This window comes from Clavibacter tessellarius (assembly GCF_001618005.1).
Lineage (GTDB): Bacteria > Actinomycetota > Actinomycetes > Actinomycetales > Microbacteriaceae > Clavibacter > Clavibacter tessellarius_A.
Window position 1 is genome coordinate 34,150 of record NZ_LQXA01000018.1, and the last position, 20,211, is coordinate 54,360.

Genomic DNA, 20,211 nt, shown 5'->3' on the forward strand with positions numbered 1-20,211 from the left:
ATCAGGGCTGGGGCGCCGCCTTCGCCTTCTCCTGGTCGGCCGCGAGGGTGCCGAGGTACAGCTCGATGACCTTCGGGTCGTTCATGAGCTCGCGCCCCCGGCCCTCGTACGCGTCCTTGCCCTGGTCGAGGACGTAGCCGCGGTCGCAGATCTGCAGCGCGCGGCGGGCGTTCTGCTCCACGATCATCACGGAGACGCCCGCGCGGTTGATCTGCGCGACGTTGATGAACGTCTCGTCCTGGCGCACGGGGGAGAGGCCCGCCGACGGCTCGTCGAGGAGCAGCACCGTCGGGTCCATCATCAGCGCGCGCGACATGGCGACCATCTGGCGCTCGCCGCCGGAGAGGGATCCGGCGCGCTGCTTCAGCCGCTTGCCGAGCTCCGGGAACAGGTCGGTGACGAACGCCAGCCGCTCCTTGTACATCTTGGGCTTCTGGTAGGCGCCCATCTGCAGGTTCTCGTCGATGGTGAGGGTGGGGAACACGTTGTTGTTCTGCGGCACCATGCCGACGCCCCGCGAGACGAGCTTGTCGGCCTTGAGCCCGGTGATGTCCTGGCCGTTCAGCTCGATGCTGCCGCCGCGCACGTCCACCTGGCCGAAGATCGCCTTGAGGAGCGTGGACTTGCCGGCGCCGTTCGGGCCGATGATGCCGACGAGCTCGCCCTTGTCGACGTGCACGTTGCACCCGTTGAGGATGTTGACGCCGGGCAGGTAGCCCGCGTGGAGGTCGGTGGTCTGGAGGACCCGCTCTGTCGTCACTTCTCTGCCGCTTCCTTCTCGATCTCGTCCTTGACGAGGTCGGACTCCATGTCCTTCGCCACCTCGCGCTGGCCCGTGAGCGTGCCGAGGTCGGTGTCGTGGTGAGCGCCGAGGTAGGCGTCGATGACGGCCGGGTCGCTCATCACCGTCGAGGGCGGGCCCTCGGCGACGATGCGGCCCTCGGCCATGACGACCACCCAGTCGGCGATCTCGTTGACCATGTGCATGTCGTGCTCGACGAACAGCACGGTCATGCCCTCGGTCTTGAGGTCGAGGATGTGGTGGAGCAGCGACTGCGTGAGCGCCGGGTTCACGCCGGCCATGGGCTCGTCGAGCATCACCAGCTCGGGCTCGGTCATGAGCGCGCGGGCCATCTCGAGGAGCTTCCGCTGGCCGCCGGAGAGGCTGGCCGCGTAGTCCTCCTCCTTGGCGTCGAGCTTGAACTTCTTCAGGAGCCCGCGGGCGCGCTCCGTGATCGCGTCCTCCTTCGTGCGCCACAGCGGGCGGATCAGCGCGGAGAAGAAGTTCTCGCCGCCCTGGCCGGTGGCGCCGAGGCGCATGTTCTCCAGCACGGTCATGCCGCCGAGGGCCTTGGTGAGCTGGAAGGTGCGCACCATGCCGAGGCGGGCCACGCGGAACGCGCTCATCCCGGCGAGGTCCCTGCCGGAGAACTCCCACGTGCCGGTGTTCGGCTTGTCGAAGCCGGTCAGCAGGTTGAAGAACGTGGTCTTGCCGGCGCCGTTCGGGCCGATGAGCGCGGTGATGGAGCCGCGCGGGATCTCCAGGTGCTCCACGTCGACCGCCGTGAGGCCGCCGAACTGGCGGCTGACGCCGTGCGCGACGATGATCGGGTCCTTCTTGGCGCAGCCGGGCCCGGCGTCGCCGTCGAGGATGGCCGAGACCGGGGTCTTGTCAGGCAAAGTGCGTCTCCTTCTTCTTCCCGAAGATGCCCTGTGGTCGGAAGATCACGAGCAGCATGAGCGCGACGCCCACGATGATGAAGCGGATCGGGCCCTGCTGGGTGCTCGAGATGGGCAGCCAGCCGTTGGTGACCGCGAGGCTGAGCAGGCCGTCCGAGAGCGACAGCGTGACCCAGAAGATGATCGAGCCGATGACGGGGCCGAAGATGGTCGCGGCGCCGCCCAGCAGCATGATCGTGTAGAGGAAGAACGTGAGCTGCGTGCCGTAGTTGTCGGGCTGCAGCGACCTCGGGAGGATGAAGACCACGCCCGCGAGCCCGCCGAACACGCCGCCGAGCACGAGCGCCTGCATCTTGTAGGAGTACACGTTCTTGCCGAGCGCGCGGACGGCGTCCTCGTCCTCGCGCACGCCCTTCAGCACGCGGCCCCAGGGGCTGCGCATGAGGAGGAACACGAGGAGGCAGGCGATGCCCACGAGGCCCCAGCCGACGATGCGGATCCACCACTGGTCGGAGGAGTACGTGAGCACGCCGGCGCCGAAGCGGCCCTCGGGCAGCGGGTTCAGCTCGTTGAAGCCGACGGCCGCGCCGTTGATGCCCTCGGAGCCGCCCGTGACGTCCGAGAACTCGGGTGTCTTGACGCTCAACCGGATGATCTCCGCGGCCGCGATGGTCACGATGCTGAGGTAGTCCGCCCGCAGCCGCAGCGTCGGGATGCCGAGGATGAGCGCGAACACGGTCGACGCCAGGATGGCCATGAGGAGGGACGCCCACACGGGCCAGCCGTAGATGACCGCAGTGACGGCGAACGCGTATCCGCCGATGGCCATGAACCCGGCCTGTCCGAAGTTGAGCAGTCCCGTGAAGCCGAAGTGCACCACGAGGCCGACCGTCGCGAGCGCGTACGCCGCGGTGGTGGGCGAGAAGATCTCGCCGATCGCCAGGAAGATGAAGTTGGTGTTCATGCGCGGCTAACCGATCCGATCTTTCCGGCCCAGGATGCCCTGGGGCCTGATGAGCAGGATGACGATCATGACCACGAGCGCGGCCACGTACTTCATGTTCTCGGGCAGGACCATGGTGCTGACGTTGATGAACACGCCGATCACGATCGAGCCGATGAGGGCGCCGAACGCCGTCCCGAGTCCGCCGAGCACGACGGCGGAGAAGACGAGCAGCAGGATGGACGCGCCCGTGTCCCAGCGCAGCGACTGGTAGTAGGCGATGAAGACGCCCGACAGCGCGGCGAGGGCGGCGCCGCCGACCCAGACCACGCGGATCACGCGCTCCACGTCGATGCCGGATGCGGCCGCCAGCGAGCGGTTGTCGGAGACGGCGCGGGTGGCCTTGCCGATCTTCGTGTAGAGCAGCACGTACGCGACCGCCAGGAGCAGCACGATCGAGACGATCGCGCCGGCGACGTCGGTGAACTTGAGGCTCACCGGCCCGACCACGAGGAACGGCGCGGGGCTGTTGGGGAGCGTCAGGCGGTCGGCGCCGAAGATGAACTGGAAGAGGTAGCGCAGGGCGAGCGAGAGGCCGATGGTGACGATCATCAGCGGCACGAGCCCGAGGCTCCGCTTCCGCAGCGGCTTCCAGATGAGCCAGTCCTGCGCGTACCCGAACGCCCCGCCGAGGACCACCGTGATCGCGATCGCGAGCACGGGGTTGAGCCCGAGCAGGTTGCTGAAGAGGTACGCCATCAGCGCGCCGAAGGTGACGAGCTCGCCGTGCGCGAAGTTGTTGAGGCCCGTGGTGCCGTAGATGAGGGAGAGCCCGATGGCCGCGAGGGCGAGGAGGAGGCCGAAGATGAGGCCCGTCACCACCTTGGGCCAGAAGATCTTCCAGAAGTTGTTCTGGGTCACGGGCTCCGCGGTGCCGGAGACCGCGCCGGTCTCGGTGTCCGGTGCCGCCGTCTCGCCCGCGGTGGGGGTGGACGCGCCGGCGCTCGCGCTCGGCGCGGGGGTCGACCCGCCGGAGCCGCCCGCCGCCGCGTCGGGCGAGACGAAGAAGAAGGCCGGGACGCCCTTGTTGCCCGGGGAGACGTCGATCTCGCGCGGGCTCGAGCCGGCGCGGGGGACGCCGGCGCCCTGCGGGATGGTCGACTCGTCGACCTGGACGGTGAACGACCCCGGCGCGGCGAGCCCGACCTCGGCCTTGCCGTCGGCGCCGGTGACGCCCGTGGTTTCGACGCCGCCGCCGGTCACCGTGACGGTGACGCCGGCGATGCCCGTCTTGTCGGCGTCGGCCCGCACCCAGACGAGCAGCGACTGCTCGGCGGTGGCCGGGTCGACCGCCTGCGGTGCCCCGCGCGGATCCGCGTGGGCGCCGGCCGGGGCCGAGAGGACGAGCGCGGCGCAGGCGAACGCCACCGCGAGAATCAGGGCCCAGACGCGCTGCGCGCGCGCTCCGGCCGAACCAGTGGCTATCACTAGACCTCCATGGGGGGAGCCGGCGGATGGTGAGATCCGCGCAGGCGCCGCGACTACCGTCAGGACGACGTTGGTTGACAGTACGTGCTGATTATGTCCTGGATGTTTCAGCCGTGTGCCGCGTGGCGGCGTGCTACGGCGGGAATGCGCACCGGCCACGGCGGTTAACATCGACACACCGGTTGCCGACGCGGTCCCCCGGCCCCACCACCCGCCTCTCATCCCCCTGGAGGGAACTTGGATCAGTCCGACCCGTTCGGCGTCATCGGCCTCACCTACGACGACGTCATGCTCCTGCCGGGGCACACCGACGTCATCCCGAGCGAGGCGGACACCACCTCCCGGCTGACGCGCAACATCAGCGTCGCCGCCCCCCTCCTCTCCTCCGCCATGGACACCGTCACCGAGGCGCGCATGGCCATCGCGATGGCGCGCCAGGGCGGCCTCGGCGTGATCCACCGCAACCTCTCCATCGAGGACCAGGCCGCCTTCGTCGACAAGGTGAAGCGCAGCGAGTCCGGCATGATCACGAACCCGGTCACCACGCGTCCCGACGCCACGGTCGCCGAGGTCGACGCGCTCTGCGGCCAGTTCCGCGTCTCCGGCCTCCCGGTCGTGGAGTCGGACGGCACGCTCGTCGGCATCATCACGAACCGCGACATGCGCTTCGTGTCGCCCGTGCAGGCGGCGACCACCCTCGTGCGCGACGTCATGACCCGCACGCCGCTCATCACCGGCCGCGTCGGCATCGACCCGGACCACGCCATCGCGATCTTCGCGGAGCACAAGATCGAGAAGCTCCCGCTCGTCGACGACGCGGGCAAGCTGCGCGGCCTCATCACGGTCAAGGACTTCGACAAGTCGGAGCAGTACCCCGACGCGACGAAGGACGCCGAGGGGCGCCTCCGCGTCGGCGCGGCCATCGGCTTCTTCGGGGATGCCTGGCAGCGCGGCATGGCCCTCGTGGACGCGGGCGTCGACGTGCTCGTCGTCGACACGGCCAACGGCGACAGCAAGGGCGTGCTCGACATCATCCGCCGCCTCAAGTCCGACCCCGCGTCGGCGCACGTCGACGTGATCGGCGGCAACGTCGCCACGCGCTCGGGCGCCCAGGCGCTCATCGACGCGGGCGCCGACGCGATCAAGGTGGGTGTCGGCCCCGGATCCATCTGCACCACGCGCGTCGTCGCGGGCGTGGGCGTGCCGCAGGTCACCGCGGTCTACGAGGCGTCGCTGGCGGCGCGCGCGGCGGGCATCCCCGTCATCGCCGACGGCGGGCTGCAGTACTCGGGCGACATCGCGAAGGCGCTCGTCGCCGGCGCGGACACCGTCATGCTCGGCAGCCTCCTCGCCGGCTGCGACGAGAGCCCCGGCGACCTCATGTTTGTCGGCGGCAAGCAGTTCAAGAGCTACCGCGGCATGGGCTCGCTCGGCGCCCTGCAGACGCGCGGATCCAAGACCTCGTACTCGAAGGACCGCTACTTCCAGTCCGACGTGCCGAGCGACGACAAGCTCATCCCCGAGGGCATCGAGGGCCAGGTGCCCTACCGCGGGTCCCTCGCGAACGTGGTGTACCAGCTCACGGGCGGCCTCCGGCAGTCGATGTTCTACGTCGGCGCCCGCACGGTCGGCGAGCTGAAGGACCGCGGCCGCTTCGTGCGGATCACGGCGGCGGGGCTCAAGGAGTCGCACCCGCACGACGTGCAGATGGTCGTCGAGGCGCCCAACTACCGGCGCTGACGCGGGAGCGGGCGGGAGCCGCTCGGGTCCCGCGCGGCCGAGGAGGGGCCGGTGCATCGTGCGCCGGCCCCTCCTCCGCGTCCCGGGCCTCCCTCACAGGCGACGGGCGGCCACGCGCGTCCGGCGCGTCGTCGACGAGCGGCCCACCGCATCGGCGACGCGGCGACACTGCCCGCATGCCCTCGCATCCGCCCTCCTGCTGCCCGCCTCCCCCTCCACCCGTCCCCGGCCTCCGCGCGTGGGCGCTCGGTCCGCCCGGTGTGGTCCTGATCCTCTCGGGGCCCCCGGCGGCGGCTCCGGCAGCAGGCGCGGGCACGGCGGTCGCCGCGGTCGAGGAACGCGCCGAGGCCGCCACGGTGGCGCGTGCCGAGGCGCGCGGCGAGCTCGTGCGGCTGCGCGCCGGCGTGCACGTGGACCGGCGAGCGTGGGAGGCGGTGTCGGCGCGGGAGCGGCACCTCCTGCGCATCCGCGCGCTGGCCCGCGTCTCGACGACGCCCGTGGTGCTGGGCGGGGCGTCGGCGGCGGCCGTGCACGACCTGCCGCGCATCGCGCCCTGGCCGACGCTCGTCACGCTGCTCGACCTGCCGCACGCGCCGCCGGGGCGCCGGGCGGGCACGCGCATCGTGCGGGATCCCGCGCAGGGGCGCTCGCGGCTGGTGCAGATCGTCAGCGGGATCCGCGCGCCGGGCCTGGCCGCCGCCGCGCTCGCCGCCTCCCACGACGCGGCGATGGAGGCGGTGCGTTCCGCCGCTCCCCGCGGTCCCGGCTGGTTCGCCCACGGGCTCGTCGCGCTGGATGCCGCGCTCGCCGCGGGACGCCCCGCGCCCTGCAGCCGATCCGCTCTCGACGCCGAGCGCGCTCTCCGCGGGCCCGGCCCCTGGAGCCGGCGGTCCGAGGCGCTCGTCGCCGCGGCGGACGGGGCGTCGGCGTCCGCCGTCGAGTCGATCGCCCGGGGGATCGCCCACGAGGCCGGGCTCCCCGTCCCCCTGGCGGCGCCGCACGCGCCCGGGCACGGTCGTCTCGCCCTGGCGTGGCCGCGCGAGCGGGTGGCGCTGCGGATCCTCGGCGGGCCCCCTCGCGGCGCTCCGGCGGCCGCGCGGGAGACGGGGCCGACGGCCGACGCGGAGGGATCGGACGGCGGCTGGCGCGTCATCGAGGTCGCCGAGCGCGACGTCCTGGGGGCAGGGCGCCTGCGCGCGCTCCTCCTCCACGCCGGCCTCGAGCCGGAGCGGCGGTCCGCGCCCGCCGTGGCCCCGGGTGGTCGCGGCGGCCCGGCCGGCGACCGGTCGCGCAGGAGCCCGCCGCTAGGCTGTGGGGGTGAGTGATGTAGAGATCGGCCGCGCCAAGCGCGCCCGCCGCGTGTACGCGTTCGACGACATCGCCATCGTCCCGTCGAGGCGCACGCGCGACCCGCAGGACGTCGCGGTCTCGTGGTCCATCGACGCGTACCAGTTCGAGATCCCGATCCTCGCGGCGCCCATGGACTCCGTGGTCTCCCCGACCACGGCCATCGCGATGGGCCGCTTCGGCGGCGTCGGCGTCCTCGACCTCGAGGGCCTCTGGACCCGGTACGAGCACCCCGAGCGGCTGCTCGAGGAGATCCGCTCGCTCCCGCCCGAGTCGGCCACCGCGCGCATGCAGCAGATCTACGCCGAGCCGATCAAGCCCGAGCTCATCACTGCGCGCATCGCCGAGATCCGCGCGGCCGGCGTCGTCGTCGCCGCCGCGCTCTCGCCCCAGCGCACCGCCGACCACTACGAGACGGTCGTCGCAGCGGGCGTCGACCTCTTCGTCATCCGCGGCACCACCGTCTCCGCCGAGCACGTCTCCAAGGGCGCGGCGCCGCTCAACCTCAAGAAGTTCATCTACGAGCTCGATGTGCCCGTCATCGTCGGGGGCGCGGCCACCTACACGGCGGCCCTGCACCTCATGCGCACGGGCGCGGCCGGCGTGCTCGTCGGGTTCGGCGGGGGAGCGGCGTCCACCACCCGGTCCACCCTCGGGATCCACGCGCCCATGGCCACCGCGCTCTCCGACGTCGCCGGCGCTCGCCGCGACTACATGGACGAGTCCGGCGGCCGCTACGTGCACGTCATCGCGGACGGCGGTCTCGGCAGCTCGGGCGACATCGTCAAGGCCATCGCGGTCGGCGCCGACGCGGTCATGCTCGGGAGCACGCTCGCCCGCGCCACCGATGCGCCCGGCCAGGGCTACCACTGGGGCGCCGAGGCGCACCACTCCGAGCTCCCGCGCGGGCACCGCGTGCGGGTCGACCAGGTGGCGCCCCTCGAGCAGATCCTCTACGGCCCGTCCACCACGGCCGACGGGAGCGCCAACCTGGTCGGCGCGCTCCGTCGTGCCATGGCCACCACCGGCTACTCCGACCTCAAGGAGTTCCAGCGCGTCGAGGTCGTCGTCGCGCCGTACGGCAAGTAGCCCGCGTCCGGCCGCCCGGCCGGTCCGGATCGCGCAGGCGGCACGGGAACATGCGGGGCGCGGCCCGCGTTGTGAACCACAGGAAGAGGGAGGTGCGCGCATGGCGGAGGTCCGTCGCGTCAAGCTGCCGGGTGTCGGCGTGCTGCACACCTTCATCACGGACGATGGGGGCAAGGTCGGCGTCATCGCCCACCGCTCCGGCCACAGCGACCTGATCACCTTCTCCGAGGAGCAGGACGGGCCCGACACGCAGAAGGTGTCGCTCCGCCTCAGCGAGGACGAGGCCCACACGCTCGCCGAGCTCCTCGGCGGCACGCGCATCACGGAGTCGCTCGACAAGCTCGACCAGATCCCCGGCCTCAGCATCGACTGGTTCACGGTCGACTACGACGACCACATCGCCGGACAGGCGCTCGGCAACCTCGCGTCCCGCGGCGTCGTCGGCCTCACGGTGGTCGCGGTCGTCCGCGGCGAGTCCGCGAACCCGGCACCGTCCGACGACTTCACCGTCTACCCGGGCGACACGCTCGTGGTGGCCGGATCCCCCGAGAAGGTCGCCAAGGCCTTCGCGTTCTACCGGACGGGCGAGTTCCCGCACCGCCCCGCCTCCGGCTCCGCGCCGGACGGAGGGTAGCGGGTGCATCACGGCCTCGACCTCATCGTCCTCGGCCTGCTGTTCGTCCTCGCCTACGCGTTCGGCCAGCTCGGCAAGCGCATCGGCCTGCCCGCGATCCCCATCTACATGCTCGTCGGGCTCCTCGCGAGCCCGAGCGTGGAGTGGTTCCCGCTCGACTTCGCCTCGGGCGACATCGAGCTCATCGCCGTCTTCGGCCTGATCCTGCTGCTGTTCAACCTGGGCCTCGAGTTCGACCAGGACGAGTTCTTCGGCAACGCCGGGAAGCTCATCGTCTCGGGCGGCTCGTACGTGCTCATCAACATGGGCGTCGGGTTCGCGTTCGGCTTCGCCCTCGGCTGGGGCACGCGCGAGGCGCTCGTCATCGCGGGCATGACGGCGACCTCGTCGAGCGCCATCGTCACGAAGCTCCTCATCGAGCTGAACCGCCTCGCGAACGACGAGACGCCCATGATCCTGGGCGTCACCGTGGTCGAGGACATCTTCATCGCCGTGTACCTCGCCATCGTGTCGGTCGTCCTGAGCGGCCAGACGGAGCCGTGGGCCGTGGTCGGGCAGCTGGCGATCTCGTTCGCGTTCCTCGTGGTCATGTTCACGGTCGCGCGGAAGGGCGGCGCGTTCCTGTCGCGCTTCATGCGCACGCGCGACGTGGAGCTCTTCACGGTGCTGTTCTTCGGCCTCGCGATCCTGTTCGGCGGCATCGGCGAGGTGCTCGGCGTCACGGACGCGATCGGCGCGTTCCTCATCGGCCTCGTGCTCGGGGCGACGCGCATGCGCAACCGCATCGAGCAGATCGCCATCCCGCTCCGCGACGTCTTCGGCGCGTTCTTCTTCCTCAACTTCGGCCTCGCGCTCGACCCGCGGGAGTTCCCCACCGTCCTGATCCCGGTGCTCGTCGCCGTGCTGATGACCGTCGCGCTGAACCTCATCGCCGGCCAGTTCGTCGCCTGGCTGAACGGGCACGGCGCGCAGGCCGGCATCAACACGGCCTTCATCCTCCAGAACCGGGGGGAGTTCGCGCTCATCCTGGCGACGCTCTCGCTCTCGGCGGGGCTCGACGAGCGCATCCAGCCGTTCGCGGGCCTCTACGTCCTCGTGATGGCGATCATGGGGCCGCTGCTCGCCGCCAACTCGGTGCGCATCGGCACGGCCGTGCTGCCCACCCGCTACCGCTCCGCCACCAAGCGGGCCGCCGCCAAGGCCGAGCGCGACGCGGAGCGGGCGGACGCGCTGGCGCTGTTCGAGGCGGCCGAGCGCGGCGAGGCGCGTGGCGACGCGGCCTCCGAGGCGTACGACGACGGCCTCGCGGTGACGGGATCCCGCCCGGGCACGGCCGCCCGCGGCATGGCGCCGGGCACCGGCCCGGAGGCCGACGGCGCCCGCCGACCGACCGCCGCGGCGGTCGGCCCCGACGCCGGTGCGCCCGACGACGACGACGCCGACAGGCACCCCGCCCCCGACCGGCGTCGTGCCGAGCAGGCCGGCCAGCAGTCCGACCACGACACCTGGACACCGCCCACCCGCGAACGGGAACCCGACTACTGATGACCTCCGCACCCGATCCCGGCCGCGCGCGCCCCGCCGCCGAATCCGAGCCCGCCCCCGTCGGTCCCACCGTCGGCCAGGTCGCCCGCCGACCCCGCTTCATCGCGCTGCTCGCGCTGGCGCTCCTCATCGCCGCGGGCTTCGCCGCCCTCGGGCAGTGGCAGCTGGCGCGCGCGGTCGAGTCCGGCGTCGTCATCGAGCGCGACACCGAGACCGCGCTGCCGCTCGGCACGCTCGTCGAGCCGCAGGGCTACGTGACGGACCGGTCGGCGGGTCACCTGGTCACGGTGTCGGGATCCCTGGTGCCCGGCGACTACGTCGTCGTGTCCGACCGCCTCAATGACGGACGCACGGGCGCCTGGGTCGTCGGCCACCTCGCCATCTCGGACGCGGGCGCGCCCGGGGGAGACACCGACGGCGGCCTCCCGGACAGCGTGCCCGTCGCCCTCGGCTGGGCCGCCACGGACGCCGATGCCGCGGGCGTCGTCGCCGCGCTGAACGCGGGCGTCGGCGCGCCGACGGGCGACGCCGAGCTCGTCGGCCGCTTCCTCCCGAGCGAGTCGCCCGAGCCGCCCGGATCCGGCCAGGACCCCGCGCGCATGACGCGCCTCGCCACCTCCGCGCTCGTCAACCTCTGGCCGGGCGACGTGGGCGACGTCTACAACGGCTTCATCGTCGCGTCGACCCCGGTCGCCGGCCTCCAGGCCATCGACTCGCCGCCGCCGAGCGAGGCCGTGCAGCTCAACTGGCTCAACATCTTCTACGCGGCCGAGTGGGCCGTCTTCGCGATCTTCGCCATCGTCATCTGGTACCGCACCGTCCGCGACGCGTGGACGCGCGAGCAGCCCGGCTACCGCGAGGACGACGAGGACGACGAGGATCCGCTCCCCGAGGATGCCGACGACGAGGTCTCCGGCGCTCCCCGCCGCGGGAGCCGCGCAGACGCCGACCGGTAGGATCCACGCATGGCCTACGGACTCAAGCGCTCCGACGTCCCGCAGATCCGGAGGGTCCTCGGCTTCTACCGCGTCATGGCGTTCATCACCGGCGCGTTCCTGCTCCTCCTCGTCGTGGAGATGGGCTTCAAGTACCTGCCGGGCTTCCAGTTCGTCGACGGATCCCTGCAGTACCTCGCGGGCGCCGGCTACGAGCTCGAGCTGAACGGCCCGTCCGGCTTCCTGGCGCTGTCGCCGGCCGACACCCTCACGGGCACGAACCTCAGCCTCATCATCCAGATCGTCCACGGCAACATCTACGTGGTCTACCTCATCAGCGACTTCCTGCTCTGGCAGAAGATGCGCTGGTCGTTCACCCGCTTCATCCTCATCGCCGCGGGCGGCGTCGTGCCGTTCCTCTCCTTCGTCGTCGAGTCGCGCATCGCGCGCCAGGTGCGGGAGGTCATCGCGAAGCTCGAGACCCCGCGGCGCGCGAACGCCGCCGACCGCGACGACGAGGACCCCCGACCCATCGACCCGACCACCACCACGGAGGCCACCACTTGAGCGTCGACAACCCCACGAACCAGCGCCCCGTCCTCGTCGTCGACTTCGGCGCCCAGTACGCGCAGCTGATCGCCCGCCGCGTCCGCGAGGCCAACGTCTACTCGGAGATCGTGCCGTCCACGATCACGGCCGAGGAGATCCGCGCGAAGGACCCGTCCGGCATCGTCCTCAGCGGCGGCCCGTCGAGCGTCTACGAGGAGGGCTCGCCCGGCCTCGACGAGGGGATCCTCGACCTCGGCGTCCCCGTGCTCGGCATCTGCTACGGCTTCCAGGTCATGGCCCGCGCCCTCGGCGGCGAGGTCGCGCACACCGGGCAGCGCGAGTACGGATCCACCGCGGTCACGCTCACGCCCGGCAGCACCCTGCTCGACGGCCAGCCCGACGACCAGACCGTGTGGATGAGCCACGGCGACTCCGTGTCGAAGGCGCCCGAGGGCTTCGAGGTGCTCGCCTCGAGCGCCTCCACCCCCGTCGCCGCCTTCGCGAGCGACGAGCGCCGCCTCTACGGCGTGCAGTGGCACCCCGAGGTCAAGCACTCCGCGCACGGCCAGGCCGTGCTCGAGAACTTCCTGCACCGCGCCGCGGGCATCCCCGGCGACTGGAACAGCGGCAACGTCATCGCCGAGCAGGTCGAGCGGATCCGCGCCCAGGTCGGCGACGCGAAGGTCATCTGCGGCCTGTCCGGCGGCGTCGACTCCGCGGTCGCCGCGGCCATCGTGCATCGCGCGGTCGGCGACCAGCTCACCTGCGTCTTCGTCGACCACGGCCTCCTCCGCCATGACGAGCGCCGCCAGGTCGAGGAGGACTACGTGGCCGCCACGGGCGTCCGCCTCGTCACGGTCGACGCGGCCGAGCAGTTCCTCGACGGGCTCGCGGGCGTCACGGATCCCGAGGCCAAGCGCAAGATCATCGGCCGCGAGTTCATCCGCTCGTTCGAGGGCGCCGCGGAGGCGCTCGTGCTCGAGGCGAAGGCCGACGGCGAGCCCATCCGCTTCCTCGTGCAGGGCACGCTCTACCCGGACGTGGTGGAGTCGGGCGGAGGCACGGGCACCGCGAACATCAAGAGCCACCACAACGTCGGCGGCCTCCCGGAGGACCTCAAGTTCGAGCTCGTCGAGCCGCTCCGCACCCTGTTCAAGGACGAGGTGCGCGCCATCGGCCGCGAGCTGGGCCTGCCGGAGGTCATCGTGGGACGCCAGCCGTTCCCCGGCCCCGGCCTCGGGATCCGCATCGTCGGCGAGGTCACGGCCGAGCGCCTCGAGCTGCTGCGCAAGGCCGACGCCATCGCGCGCGCCGAGCTCACCGCCGCGGGCCTCGACCAGGAGATCTGGCAGTGCCCCGTCGTGCTCCTCGCGGACGTCCGCTCGGTCGGCGTGCAGGGCGACGGACGCACCTACGGCCACCCCATCGTGCTGCGTCCCGTCTCCAGCGAGGACGCGATGACCGCCGACTGGACCCGCCTCCCGTACGACGTGCTCGCGCGCATCTCGAACCGCATCACGAACGAGGTGGACGGCGTGAACCGCGTCGTGCTCGACGTCACGTCGAAGCCGCCGGGCACCATCGAGTGGGAGTGATCCTCCCGCGCACGCCGTGAACGACGAAGGCCGCTCCCCTAGGGGAGCGGCCTTCGTCGTGCTGCAGGTCCGCGGTGCTGTGCCGGGGACCTGCGGTGGTGCTAGTTGTTGCCGCGCAGGATGGCGAACAGGCGGAGCAGCTCGACGTACAGCCACACGATGGTGACCACGAGGCCGAACGCCGCGGTCCAGCCGTAGCGACGCGGGGCGCCCGAGCGGACGCCGCGCTGGATGAAGTCGAAGTCGAGCACCAGCGAGTACGACGCGAGGATCACGACGAAGATGCCGAGGATCACGCCGAGCGGGATGCCGAAGACGGGCTCGCTCCGGAGGCCGAACGCGCTGTTCGTGACGCCGAACGCCATGAGGGCGAAGTTCAGCACGGAGAACAGCAGGTAGCCGACCATGGCGACCATGAAGATCTTCGTGGCCTTCTTCGACGCCCGGATCCTGCCGCTGCGGAACAGCAGCAGCACGGTGACGAAGACGGCCGCCGTGCCGAGGACGGCCTGCGTGGCGACGCCGGGGTAGATGCCCTCGAAGACGCGCGAGATGCCGCCGACGAAGAGCCCCTCGAACGCCGCGTACGCGACGATGAGCGGGACGGACGGCTCCTTCTTGAAGGAGTTGACGAGGCCGAGCACGAGGCCGCCGATGGCACCGAGCATGGCGAGGGGGAGCGCGAGCGGGCCCGAGAGCCACGCGACCGCGCCGAGGACGACGACGATGGCGAGCAGGCTGACCGTCTTGACGGTCGTGTCCTCGAAGGTCATGCGGTCGGTCTCGGAGGCCGTCGCGGACGGGCGGCTGTACAGCTCGTCGAGGCTCTCCGGGGTCACATCCCTCGTGGGCGTCGCACCTCGGCCGTTGAAGACCGGGTTGTTGGAGAACGTGGGGTTGGCCATGATCCTTCTACTCTCGATGGTGGATGAACGTGATCGCTGTCAATTTAGCCGACCAGGCTGGGAAAGCACTCGCGCGGGCCCTGAATTTCCCCAGATGAGTACGCGCCCGCCGTCCACCCGGCGCCTGTAGCGTGCGCGGCGTGCATCACGCCTCCCGCCCCCGCCCCCTCGTCATCGCCCATCGCGGAGCCAGCGGCTACCGCCCTGAGCACTCCGCCTCCGCCGTCCGGCTCGGCTTCGCCCAGGGCGCCGACGCGGTCGAGCCCGACCTCGTCGCGTCGTCGGACGGCGTGCTCGTCATCCGCCACGAGAACGAGCTGTCCGGCACGACCGACGTCGCCGACCGTCCCGAGTTCGCCGACCGCCGCGCCACCCGCGTCGTCGACGGCGTCGAGCGCACCGGCTGGTTCACCGAGGACATGACGTGGGCCGAGATCCGCACGCTCCGCTGCCGCGAGCGGATCCCGGCCGTCCGCCCCGCGAGCGCCGCGCACGACGACGAGGAGACGGTGCTCTCGCTGCCCGACCTGCTGCGCATCATCGACCAGGAGTCCGCGCGCCGTGGCCGCCCGTTCGGGATGGTCGCCGAGATCAAGCACGCCACGCACTTCGCCGGCCTCGGGATGCCGCTCGACGAGCTGCTCGCCCGCGACCTCGAGGCCCACGGCTGGGCCTCGGACGCCTCGCGGCTCACCATCGAGTCGTTCGAGCGCGACGTGCTGCTGGGCGTGCGGGAGCGGGGGATCCGCGCCCGGCTCGTCTACCTCCTCGAGGGTCGCGGCGCCGCGATCGACGAGGTCGCGCGGCACGGCGACGACGCGATCACGTTCGACGCGCAGCTCACGGACGCCGGGCTGGCGGCGCTCGCCGCGGACGTCGACGGGATCAGCGTGGGCCTCGAGCGCATCTGCCCGGCGGCCGGCTTCGGCGGTGCCGGGAGCCCGGGCGACGCGCCCGTCTCGGACCTCGTCGACCGGGCGCACCGCGCGGGGCTCTCCGTCTTCACGTGGACGCTCCGGCCCGAGAACGCGTTCCTCCCCCGTCCCCTCCGCGGCGCCGGCGCGAAGTCGGACCACGGCGACCACCGCGCGTACTGGGGCCGCCTGCTGGACGCGGGCGTCGACGGCGTCTTCGCCGACCATCCCGACCTGGCGGTGCGGCTCGTGGCCGACCGCGCGGAAGCGGCGGGCGTGGCCGCCGGGTAGGGGAGGCCCGCCCGGCGGCGCGCGAGGTGCCCGGCCGCGTCGTGAACCTGTCGTGTCGGCAGGACGCCCGACGACCGTCGGCGGCTGCGCCCGGAGGCCCGTCGGGGGCAGAGCCTAGGATCGAAGCCGACATGAGTGCCGACCCCGCAGCCGTTCCCGCCTCCCGCCCGCCGATCATCCTCGACGGTCGGCAGGGCGGCGTCGGCGGGCCGGGTGCACCCGCGGATCCGCTGCTGGAGGGGCTGAACCCGGAGCAGCGCGAGGCGGTCGTGTACCGGGGCCCCGCGCTGCTCATCGTGGCCGGCGCCGGCTCCGGCAAGACGCGCGTGCTCACCCACCGCATCGCGAGCCTCATCGAGTCGCGGGAGGCGTGGCCCAGCCAGATCCTCGCCATCACGTTCACGAACAAGGCGGCGGCCGAGATGCGCGAGCGCGTCGAGTCGCTCCTCGGGCAGGCGTCCGAGGGCATGTGGATCTCGACCTTCCACTCCGCGTGCGTGCGGATCCTCCGCCGAGAGGCCGAGGCGTTCGGCTTCACCCAGAACTTCACGATCTACGACTCGGCCGACAGCCGGGTCCTCATCAAGCGGATCATCAAGCAGCTCGACGCGGACACGCTGGGCTTCACGGTCTCCTCGGTGTCCGGGCGCATCTCGAAGCTCAAGAACGAGCTCTCCGACGCGGACACGTTCGCGCGCACCGCGAACTTCAACGACCCGGCCGAGGCGATGTTCGTGGAGATCTTCCGGCAGTACACGCGCTCGCTCGCCGCGGCGAACGCCTTCGACTTCGACGACCTCATCGGCCAGACCGTCTTCCTCTTCCGGGCGTTCCCCAAGGTCGCGGCGCTCTACCAGCGCCGCTTCCGCCACGTGCTCGTGGACGAGTACCAGGACACGAACCACGCGCAGTACTCGCTCATCCGCGAGCTCACGCGCGCCGTCGCCCCGGAGGACGTGCCCGTCGACACGCGCATGTCCACCAACGGCATGGGCGGCATCGACGGCGCCTCCCTCACGGTGGTGGGCGACAGCGACCAGTCGATCTACGCCTTCCGCGGCGCCGACATCCGCAACATCACCGAGTTCGAGCGCGACTTCCCGCAGTCGAAGGTCGTGCTCCTCGAGCAGAACTACCGCTCGACGCAGAACATCCTCACCGCCGCCAACGCCGTGATCTCGAACAACTTCGACCGCAAGGACAAGAAGCTGTGGACGTCCATCGGCGACGGCGACAAGATCATCGGCTTCACCGGGTACTCGGGCCACGACGAGGCGCAGTTCGTGGCGGACGAGATCCAGAAGCTGCACGAGGAGGGCACCGCGTACTCCGAGATCGCGGTGTTCTACCGCACGAACGCGCAGACCCGGGCGCTCGAGGAGATCCTGATCCGCTCCGCCGTGCCGTACCGGATCATGGGCGGCACGAAGTTCTACGAGCGGGCCGAGATCAAGGACGCCATGGCCTACCTGATCGCGGTGGCCAACCCCGCCGACGTGCTGGCGCTCCGCCGGATACTCAACACCCCGAAGCGCGGCGTCGGCCCGGCGACGGAGACGGCGCTCGCGAACTTCGCCGAGGCGCACGGCGTGACCTTCCGCGAGGCCATGCGCCGTGCGTCCGAGCTGGGGCTCGGACCCAAGGTGACGCAGGCCATCCTGACGCTCTCGCGGATGCTCGACGAGGTCGCCCTCCTCCTCGACCCGGAACGACCGGAGGGCCGCACCTCCGTCGGCGACCTCGTCACGACCCTCCTCGAGAGGAGCGGGCTGGTGCAGGCGCTGCGCGCGAGCAAGGACGCGCAGGACGAGGCGCGCGCCGAGAACGTCGAGGAGCTCGTCGCCGTCACGAAGGAGTTCTCGCGGAACAACCCGGAGGGCCAGCTGGTGGACTTCCTCACGGAGGTCTCCCTGGTGGCCGCCGCGGACGAGCTCGACGACTCGAGCGGCACGGTGTCGCTGATGACGCTGCACACCGCGAAGGGCCTCGAGTACGACTCCGTGTTCCTCACGGGCGTCGAGGAGGACCTGCTCCCGCACCGCATGTCGGCCAACGAGCCGGGCGGACCGGCTGAGGAACGGCGACTGTTCTACGTGGGCATCACCCGCGCCCGCCGTCGGCTCTTCATCTCCCTCGCCATGACCCGCGCCCAGTTCGGCGAGGTCAACGTGGCGATGCCGAGCCGGTACCTGCAGGAGATCCCCGCCGAGCTCATCGACTGGAAGCAGTCGCCCGGCATGGCGACGTCGCGCGGCGGCACGCAGCCCCGGGCCCTGAACGCGCGCCGCGAGGGCGGCGGGTACGGCGGCCGGTCCCGGTCCTCGAGCGGCTTCGAGGATCCTGCCCTGCCGCCGCCTCCCCGCCCGAAGACGCAGTGGGCCAACACGGTCACCGGCCAGGTGCGCGACAACGGCGACCTCGAGCTCGCATTCGGCGACCGGATCCGCCACACCGACTTCGGCGACGGGCGCGTCACCGGCGTGACCGGCGAGGGGCGCAAGCGCATAGCCGAGGTGCAGTTCGACGGGCCGGCCGGCCGGAAGCGCCTGCTCATCAAGATCGCGCCCATCGAGAAGCTCTAGCCGAGGCGCGGCGTCGGCCGGTGCGTCCCAGACCGACCCCGGCGGCGCCGAGCAGGCCGAGGACCGATGCGCCGATCGCGAGCTGCGGCGCCGACCATCGCATGGGCGCGGTGATGCCGGGCGCTCCGCCCGTCATGGCGAGCTCGTGCCGTGCCGGGGGCGTGACCTGCGCCACCGGGGGAGGCGGGCTCGCGTGGAAGGTCTCGCTCGCGTGCGCCACCATGTCCGAGAAGGGCGCGACCGCCGCCCCGTCCGCGTCGGACGCGGGCCGTCCGGGGCTGTCCAGCACGGCGACGTACCAGCCAGGAGCGTCGACCGGGATGCATGGCGTGGCCATGTCGCCGTCGTCGGTGAGCGTCACCTCGGCGGATCGACCGGTCGCCCCGGCGAGGTCGCTCGGGGAGACGGGCGCACCATCGGTCGGCGTCGAGGCGAAGGGGCCCGCGAGGCGCACCCGCACCGGCACCGGCCCCGTGCCGGCGAACGAGGTGACGTGCAGGGTGTCGGTCTGGCAGGCGCCCGCGAGGACCTCCTGCGCGGCCACGGTCGTGTCGATGGTCGGGGGATGCGGGACCTGCGTCGTCTCGAGGGCGGATCCGAACGTCGAGCGCCACGGGAGCACCCGCGACCGGCCGTCGGCCACGGACGTGTCCTCCGGGGCGATGGACGTCACCCACGTGTAGTAACCGCCCGACGGCAGCGTGCACGGGGGCGTGACGTAGTCGCCGGGGCCGTGGTCGACGAGGGTCGCGACCCGGCAGACCTCCGGCGCGTCGACGGGGACGTCGTCGCGTTCGGGGCCCACCTGCTCGGGGAAGGGGCCGAGCAGTCGGCTGCGGACGACGACGGGCACCGGACGCAGGCCGCCATCGGGCCGCCGGGTCGTTCCCCAGCCGGCGGACACCGGCGTCGATCCCGCGGCGGGGTCCGCCGTGACGTGGAGGGCGTCCGTGACGACGTCACCCGCATGCGCGACGGCCGAGGACGCATGGGTCTCGACGCGCGGCGCGAAGGGCAGCGGGTTCGGGGTCGTCGCCTCCGCCTCCGCGTCCGCCCTCGCGTCCGCCGGACGGGCGAGGACGAGCCCCTGCGAGGCGCCGCCGTCGCCGACGACGTCGAGCGCGTCTCCGTACGGGAGGTCGGCGAAGACGACGCGCGCGTGCACGTGCAGGGTCGGATCCGACCCGGTGGCGCGGATGGCCGTGTCCACGCCGTCCGCCACCCGTGCCGTCGTGCTCCCGTCGGCGAAGGTCGCCCCCTCGAGCTGGACCGTGCCGGTCCGCGTGCCGGCGGGGACGGACGCCGGACCCGTCGCCAGGAAGTCGGCGCGCAGGTCGACGCGGACGGTCCCGCGACCATCGTCGCCGAGGACCGCGCTCGCCGCAGCCGTGACCGAGCGCGACGCCCCCGCTGCCGAGTCGGTCTCGGCGAGCATCTCCCGTGCGCGCGCCTCCACGACGCCGGCTCGATCGCCCGCCCGTGCCGCGTACCACCCGAGATCGTGCCCGCCGAGCCCGGTGATGCTCCAGGTGGCGAGCTGGCCGGCGGCCGCGGTGTCCGGATCGGAGGATCCGGCCCACTCGCGCGCGATGTAGGCGAGCCGGGCACGGTCGTCCGCCGAGCGGCCCGCGTCGTCGACGGGCGCGTAGGCGTGCCCGGGCGGCGCGGCGAGCCCGACGTCGATGCAGAATCCCAGGCGGCCGTCGTCGAGCCGGTACGAACCCAGCCACCTCCCGTCGCCCGGGGACGAGTACCCGATGCCGTGCGAGACGGCCGTGAGGGCTTGCGCGGACGGGACGGCGCTCGCCGCGATCCCGAGGGCGAGCCCGATCCCGACGGCCGCCGAGACGAGGCGCCCCGCGCGCGATCGACTCGGCCGGTGCGTCGTCGCGGGGCCGGGGCCGGGGCCGGGGCCGGGGCCGGGGGCAGCGGAGGCGGAGCTGGCAGAAGCGGAGCGAATGCGTGTCATGGCCG

At 72.2% G+C, this 20,211-nt stretch carries 16 protein-coding genes; 10 read left to right on the forward strand and 6 right to left on the reverse strand.

The genetic code is table 11. The features are described 5' to 3' along the window. Nucleotide 1: 1 nt before the first annotated feature. From AWH51_RS04035 to AWH51_RS04050, 4 genes are read right to left on the reverse strand one after another with little or no spacing between them, the layout of a single operon-like run. Nucleotides 2-760 carry an ABC transporter ATP-binding protein gene (locus tag AWH51_RS04035; RefSeq protein WP_063070840.1) on the reverse strand — a complete coding sequence of 253 codons (759 nt, stop codon included), beginning with the start codon at nt 758-760 and terminating at the stop codon, nt 2-4. Beyond that, nucleotides 757-1,680, reverse strand: a complete 924-nt coding sequence (locus AWH51_RS04040; RefSeq protein WP_063070841.1) for an ABC transporter ATP-binding protein — start codon at nt 1,678-1,680, stop codon at nt 757-759. Before AWH51_RS04040 ends, AWH51_RS04035 begins: the two co-directional genes overlap by 4 nt. Beyond that, nucleotides 1,673-2,644, reverse strand: a complete 972-nt coding sequence (locus AWH51_RS04045) for a branched-chain amino acid ABC transporter permease (RefSeq protein WP_063070842.1) — start codon at nt 2,642-2,644, stop codon at nt 1,673-1,675. The genes AWH51_RS04040 and AWH51_RS04045 overlap by 8 nt, the downstream gene beginning before the upstream one ends. A gap of 6 nt (nt 2,645-2,650) precedes the next feature. Next, complete coding sequence (locus AWH51_RS04050) at nt 2,651-4,111, reverse strand: branched-chain amino acid ABC transporter permease (RefSeq protein WP_063070843.1); 1,461 nt, start codon at nt 4,109-4,111, stop codon at nt 2,651-2,653. Nucleotides 4,112-4,348: 237 nt separating this feature from the next. Between AWH51_RS04050 and guaB the strand changes: the two genes are divergently transcribed. The 8 genes from guaB (at nt 4,349) to guaA (ending at nt 13,545) form a co-directional block, all read left to right on the forward strand. Further along, nucleotides 4,349-5,851, forward strand: coding sequence for an IMP dehydrogenase (gene guaB / locus AWH51_RS04055; RefSeq protein WP_063070844.1), 1,503 nt, complete (start codon nt 4,349-4,351; stop codon nt 5,849-5,851). 176 nt (nt 5,852-6,027) lie between these two features. Continuing rightward, nucleotides 6,028-7,176 (forward strand): hypothetical protein, encoded by a 1,149-nt coding sequence (locus tag AWH51_RS04060; RefSeq protein WP_063070845.1) that lies wholly within the window; start codon nt 6,028-6,030, stop codon nt 7,174-7,176. Beyond that, complete coding sequence (locus AWH51_RS04065; protein ID WP_063070846.1) at nt 7,169-8,287, forward strand: GuaB3 family IMP dehydrogenase-related protein; 1,119 nt, start codon at nt 7,169-7,171, stop codon at nt 8,285-8,287. Before AWH51_RS04060 ends, AWH51_RS04065 begins: the two co-directional genes overlap by 8 nt. 100 nt (nt 8,288-8,387) lie before the next feature. Continuing rightward, on the forward strand, nt 8,388-8,921 hold the full coding sequence (locus AWH51_RS04070) for a cation:proton antiporter regulatory subunit (RefSeq protein ID WP_043668926.1): 534 nt from the start codon (nt 8,388-8,390) through the stop codon (nt 8,919-8,921). Nucleotides 8,922-8,924: 3 nt separating this feature from the next. Then, the gene (locus tag AWH51_RS04075) at nt 8,925-10,466 is read left to right on the forward strand and encodes a cation:proton antiporter (RefSeq protein ID WP_063070847.1); all 1,542 of its coding nucleotides are present in this window, start codon (nt 8,925-8,927) and stop codon (nt 10,464-10,466) included. Next, nucleotides 10,466-11,422: an SURF1 family cytochrome oxidase biogenesis protein gene (locus AWH51_RS04080; RefSeq protein WP_063070848.1), complete on the forward strand. Its 957-nt coding sequence runs from the start codon at nt 10,466-10,468 to the stop codon at nt 11,420-11,422. Before AWH51_RS04075 ends, AWH51_RS04080 begins: the two co-directional genes overlap by 1 nt. Before the next feature lie 9 nt (nt 11,423-11,431). Then, the gene (locus AWH51_RS04085) at nt 11,432-11,968 is read left to right on the forward strand and encodes a DUF3817 domain-containing protein (RefSeq protein WP_063070849.1); all 537 of its coding nucleotides are present in this window, start codon (nt 11,432-11,434) and stop codon (nt 11,966-11,968) included. Beyond that, nucleotides 11,965-13,545: a glutamine-hydrolyzing GMP synthase gene (guaA, locus tag AWH51_RS04090; protein WP_063070850.1), complete on the forward strand. Its 1,581-nt coding sequence runs from the start codon at nt 11,965-11,967 to the stop codon at nt 13,543-13,545. The genes AWH51_RS04085 and guaA overlap by 4 nt, the downstream gene beginning before the upstream one ends. Nucleotides 13,546-13,646: 101 nt before the next feature. Here guaA and AWH51_RS04095 read toward each other — a convergent pair whose 3' ends face one another. Beyond that, the gene (locus tag AWH51_RS04095) at nt 13,647-14,450 is read right to left on the reverse strand and encodes a Bax inhibitor-1/YccA family membrane protein (RefSeq protein ID WP_063070851.1); all 804 of its coding nucleotides are present in this window, start codon (nt 14,448-14,450) and stop codon (nt 13,647-13,649) included. A 131-nt stretch (nt 14,451-14,581) separates the two neighbouring features. On the opposite strand from AWH51_RS04095, the gene AWH51_RS04100 reads away from it, so the two are divergent. Further along, nucleotides 14,582-15,655 carry a glycerophosphodiester phosphodiesterase family protein gene (locus AWH51_RS04100; protein ID WP_063070852.1) on the forward strand — a complete coding sequence of 358 codons (1,074 nt, stop codon included), beginning with the start codon at nt 14,582-14,584 and terminating at the stop codon, nt 15,653-15,655. Between the two features lie 131 nt (nt 15,656-15,786). Further along, a complete protein-coding gene (locus AWH51_RS04105) occupies nt 15,787-18,237 on the forward strand; it encodes an ATP-dependent helicase (protein ID WP_063070853.1) in 2,451 nt (816 codons plus the stop codon). Here AWH51_RS04105 and AWH51_RS04110 read toward each other — a convergent pair. Continuing rightward, entirely contained in the window at nt 18,209-20,206 is a 1,998-nt protein-coding gene (locus AWH51_RS04110) for a hypothetical protein (protein ID WP_063070862.1), read from the reverse strand. The genes AWH51_RS04105 and AWH51_RS04110 overlap by 29 nt on opposite strands. Nucleotides 20,207-20,211 lie beyond the last annotated feature (5 nt).

Excerpts from the sequence above, each read along its gene's own strand:
- AWH51_RS04045 (WP_063070842.1), bottom strand. The coding sequence starts at position 2,644 with ATGAACACCAACTTCATCTTCCTGGCGATCGGCGAGATCTTCTCGCCC.
- AWH51_RS04060 (WP_063070845.1), top strand. The coding sequence starts at position 6,028 with ATGCCCTCGCATCCGCCCTCCTGCTGCCCGCCTCCCCCTCCACCCGTC.
- AWH51_RS04070 (WP_043668926.1), top strand. The coding sequence starts at position 8,388 with ATGGCGGAGGTCCGTCGCGTCAAGCTGCCGGGTGTCGGCGTGCTGCAC.
- AWH51_RS04080 (WP_063070848.1), top strand. The coding sequence starts at position 10,466 with ATGACCTCCGCACCCGATCCCGGCCGCGCGCGCCCCGCCGCCGAATCC.
- AWH51_RS04085 (WP_063070849.1), top strand. The coding sequence starts at position 11,432 with ATGGCCTACGGACTCAAGCGCTCCGACGTCCCGCAGATCCGGAGGGTC.
- AWH51_RS04095 (WP_063070851.1), bottom strand. The coding sequence starts at position 14,450 with ATGGCCAACCCCACGTTCTCCAACAACCCGGTCTTCAACGGCCGAGGT.
- AWH51_RS04105 (WP_063070853.1), top strand. The coding sequence starts at position 15,787 with ATGAGTGCCGACCCCGCAGCCGTTCCCGCCTCCCGCCCGCCGATCATC.
- AWH51_RS04110 (WP_063070862.1), bottom strand. The coding sequence starts at position 20,206 with ATGACACGCATTCGCTCCGCTTCTGCCAGCTCCGCCTCCGCTGCCCCC.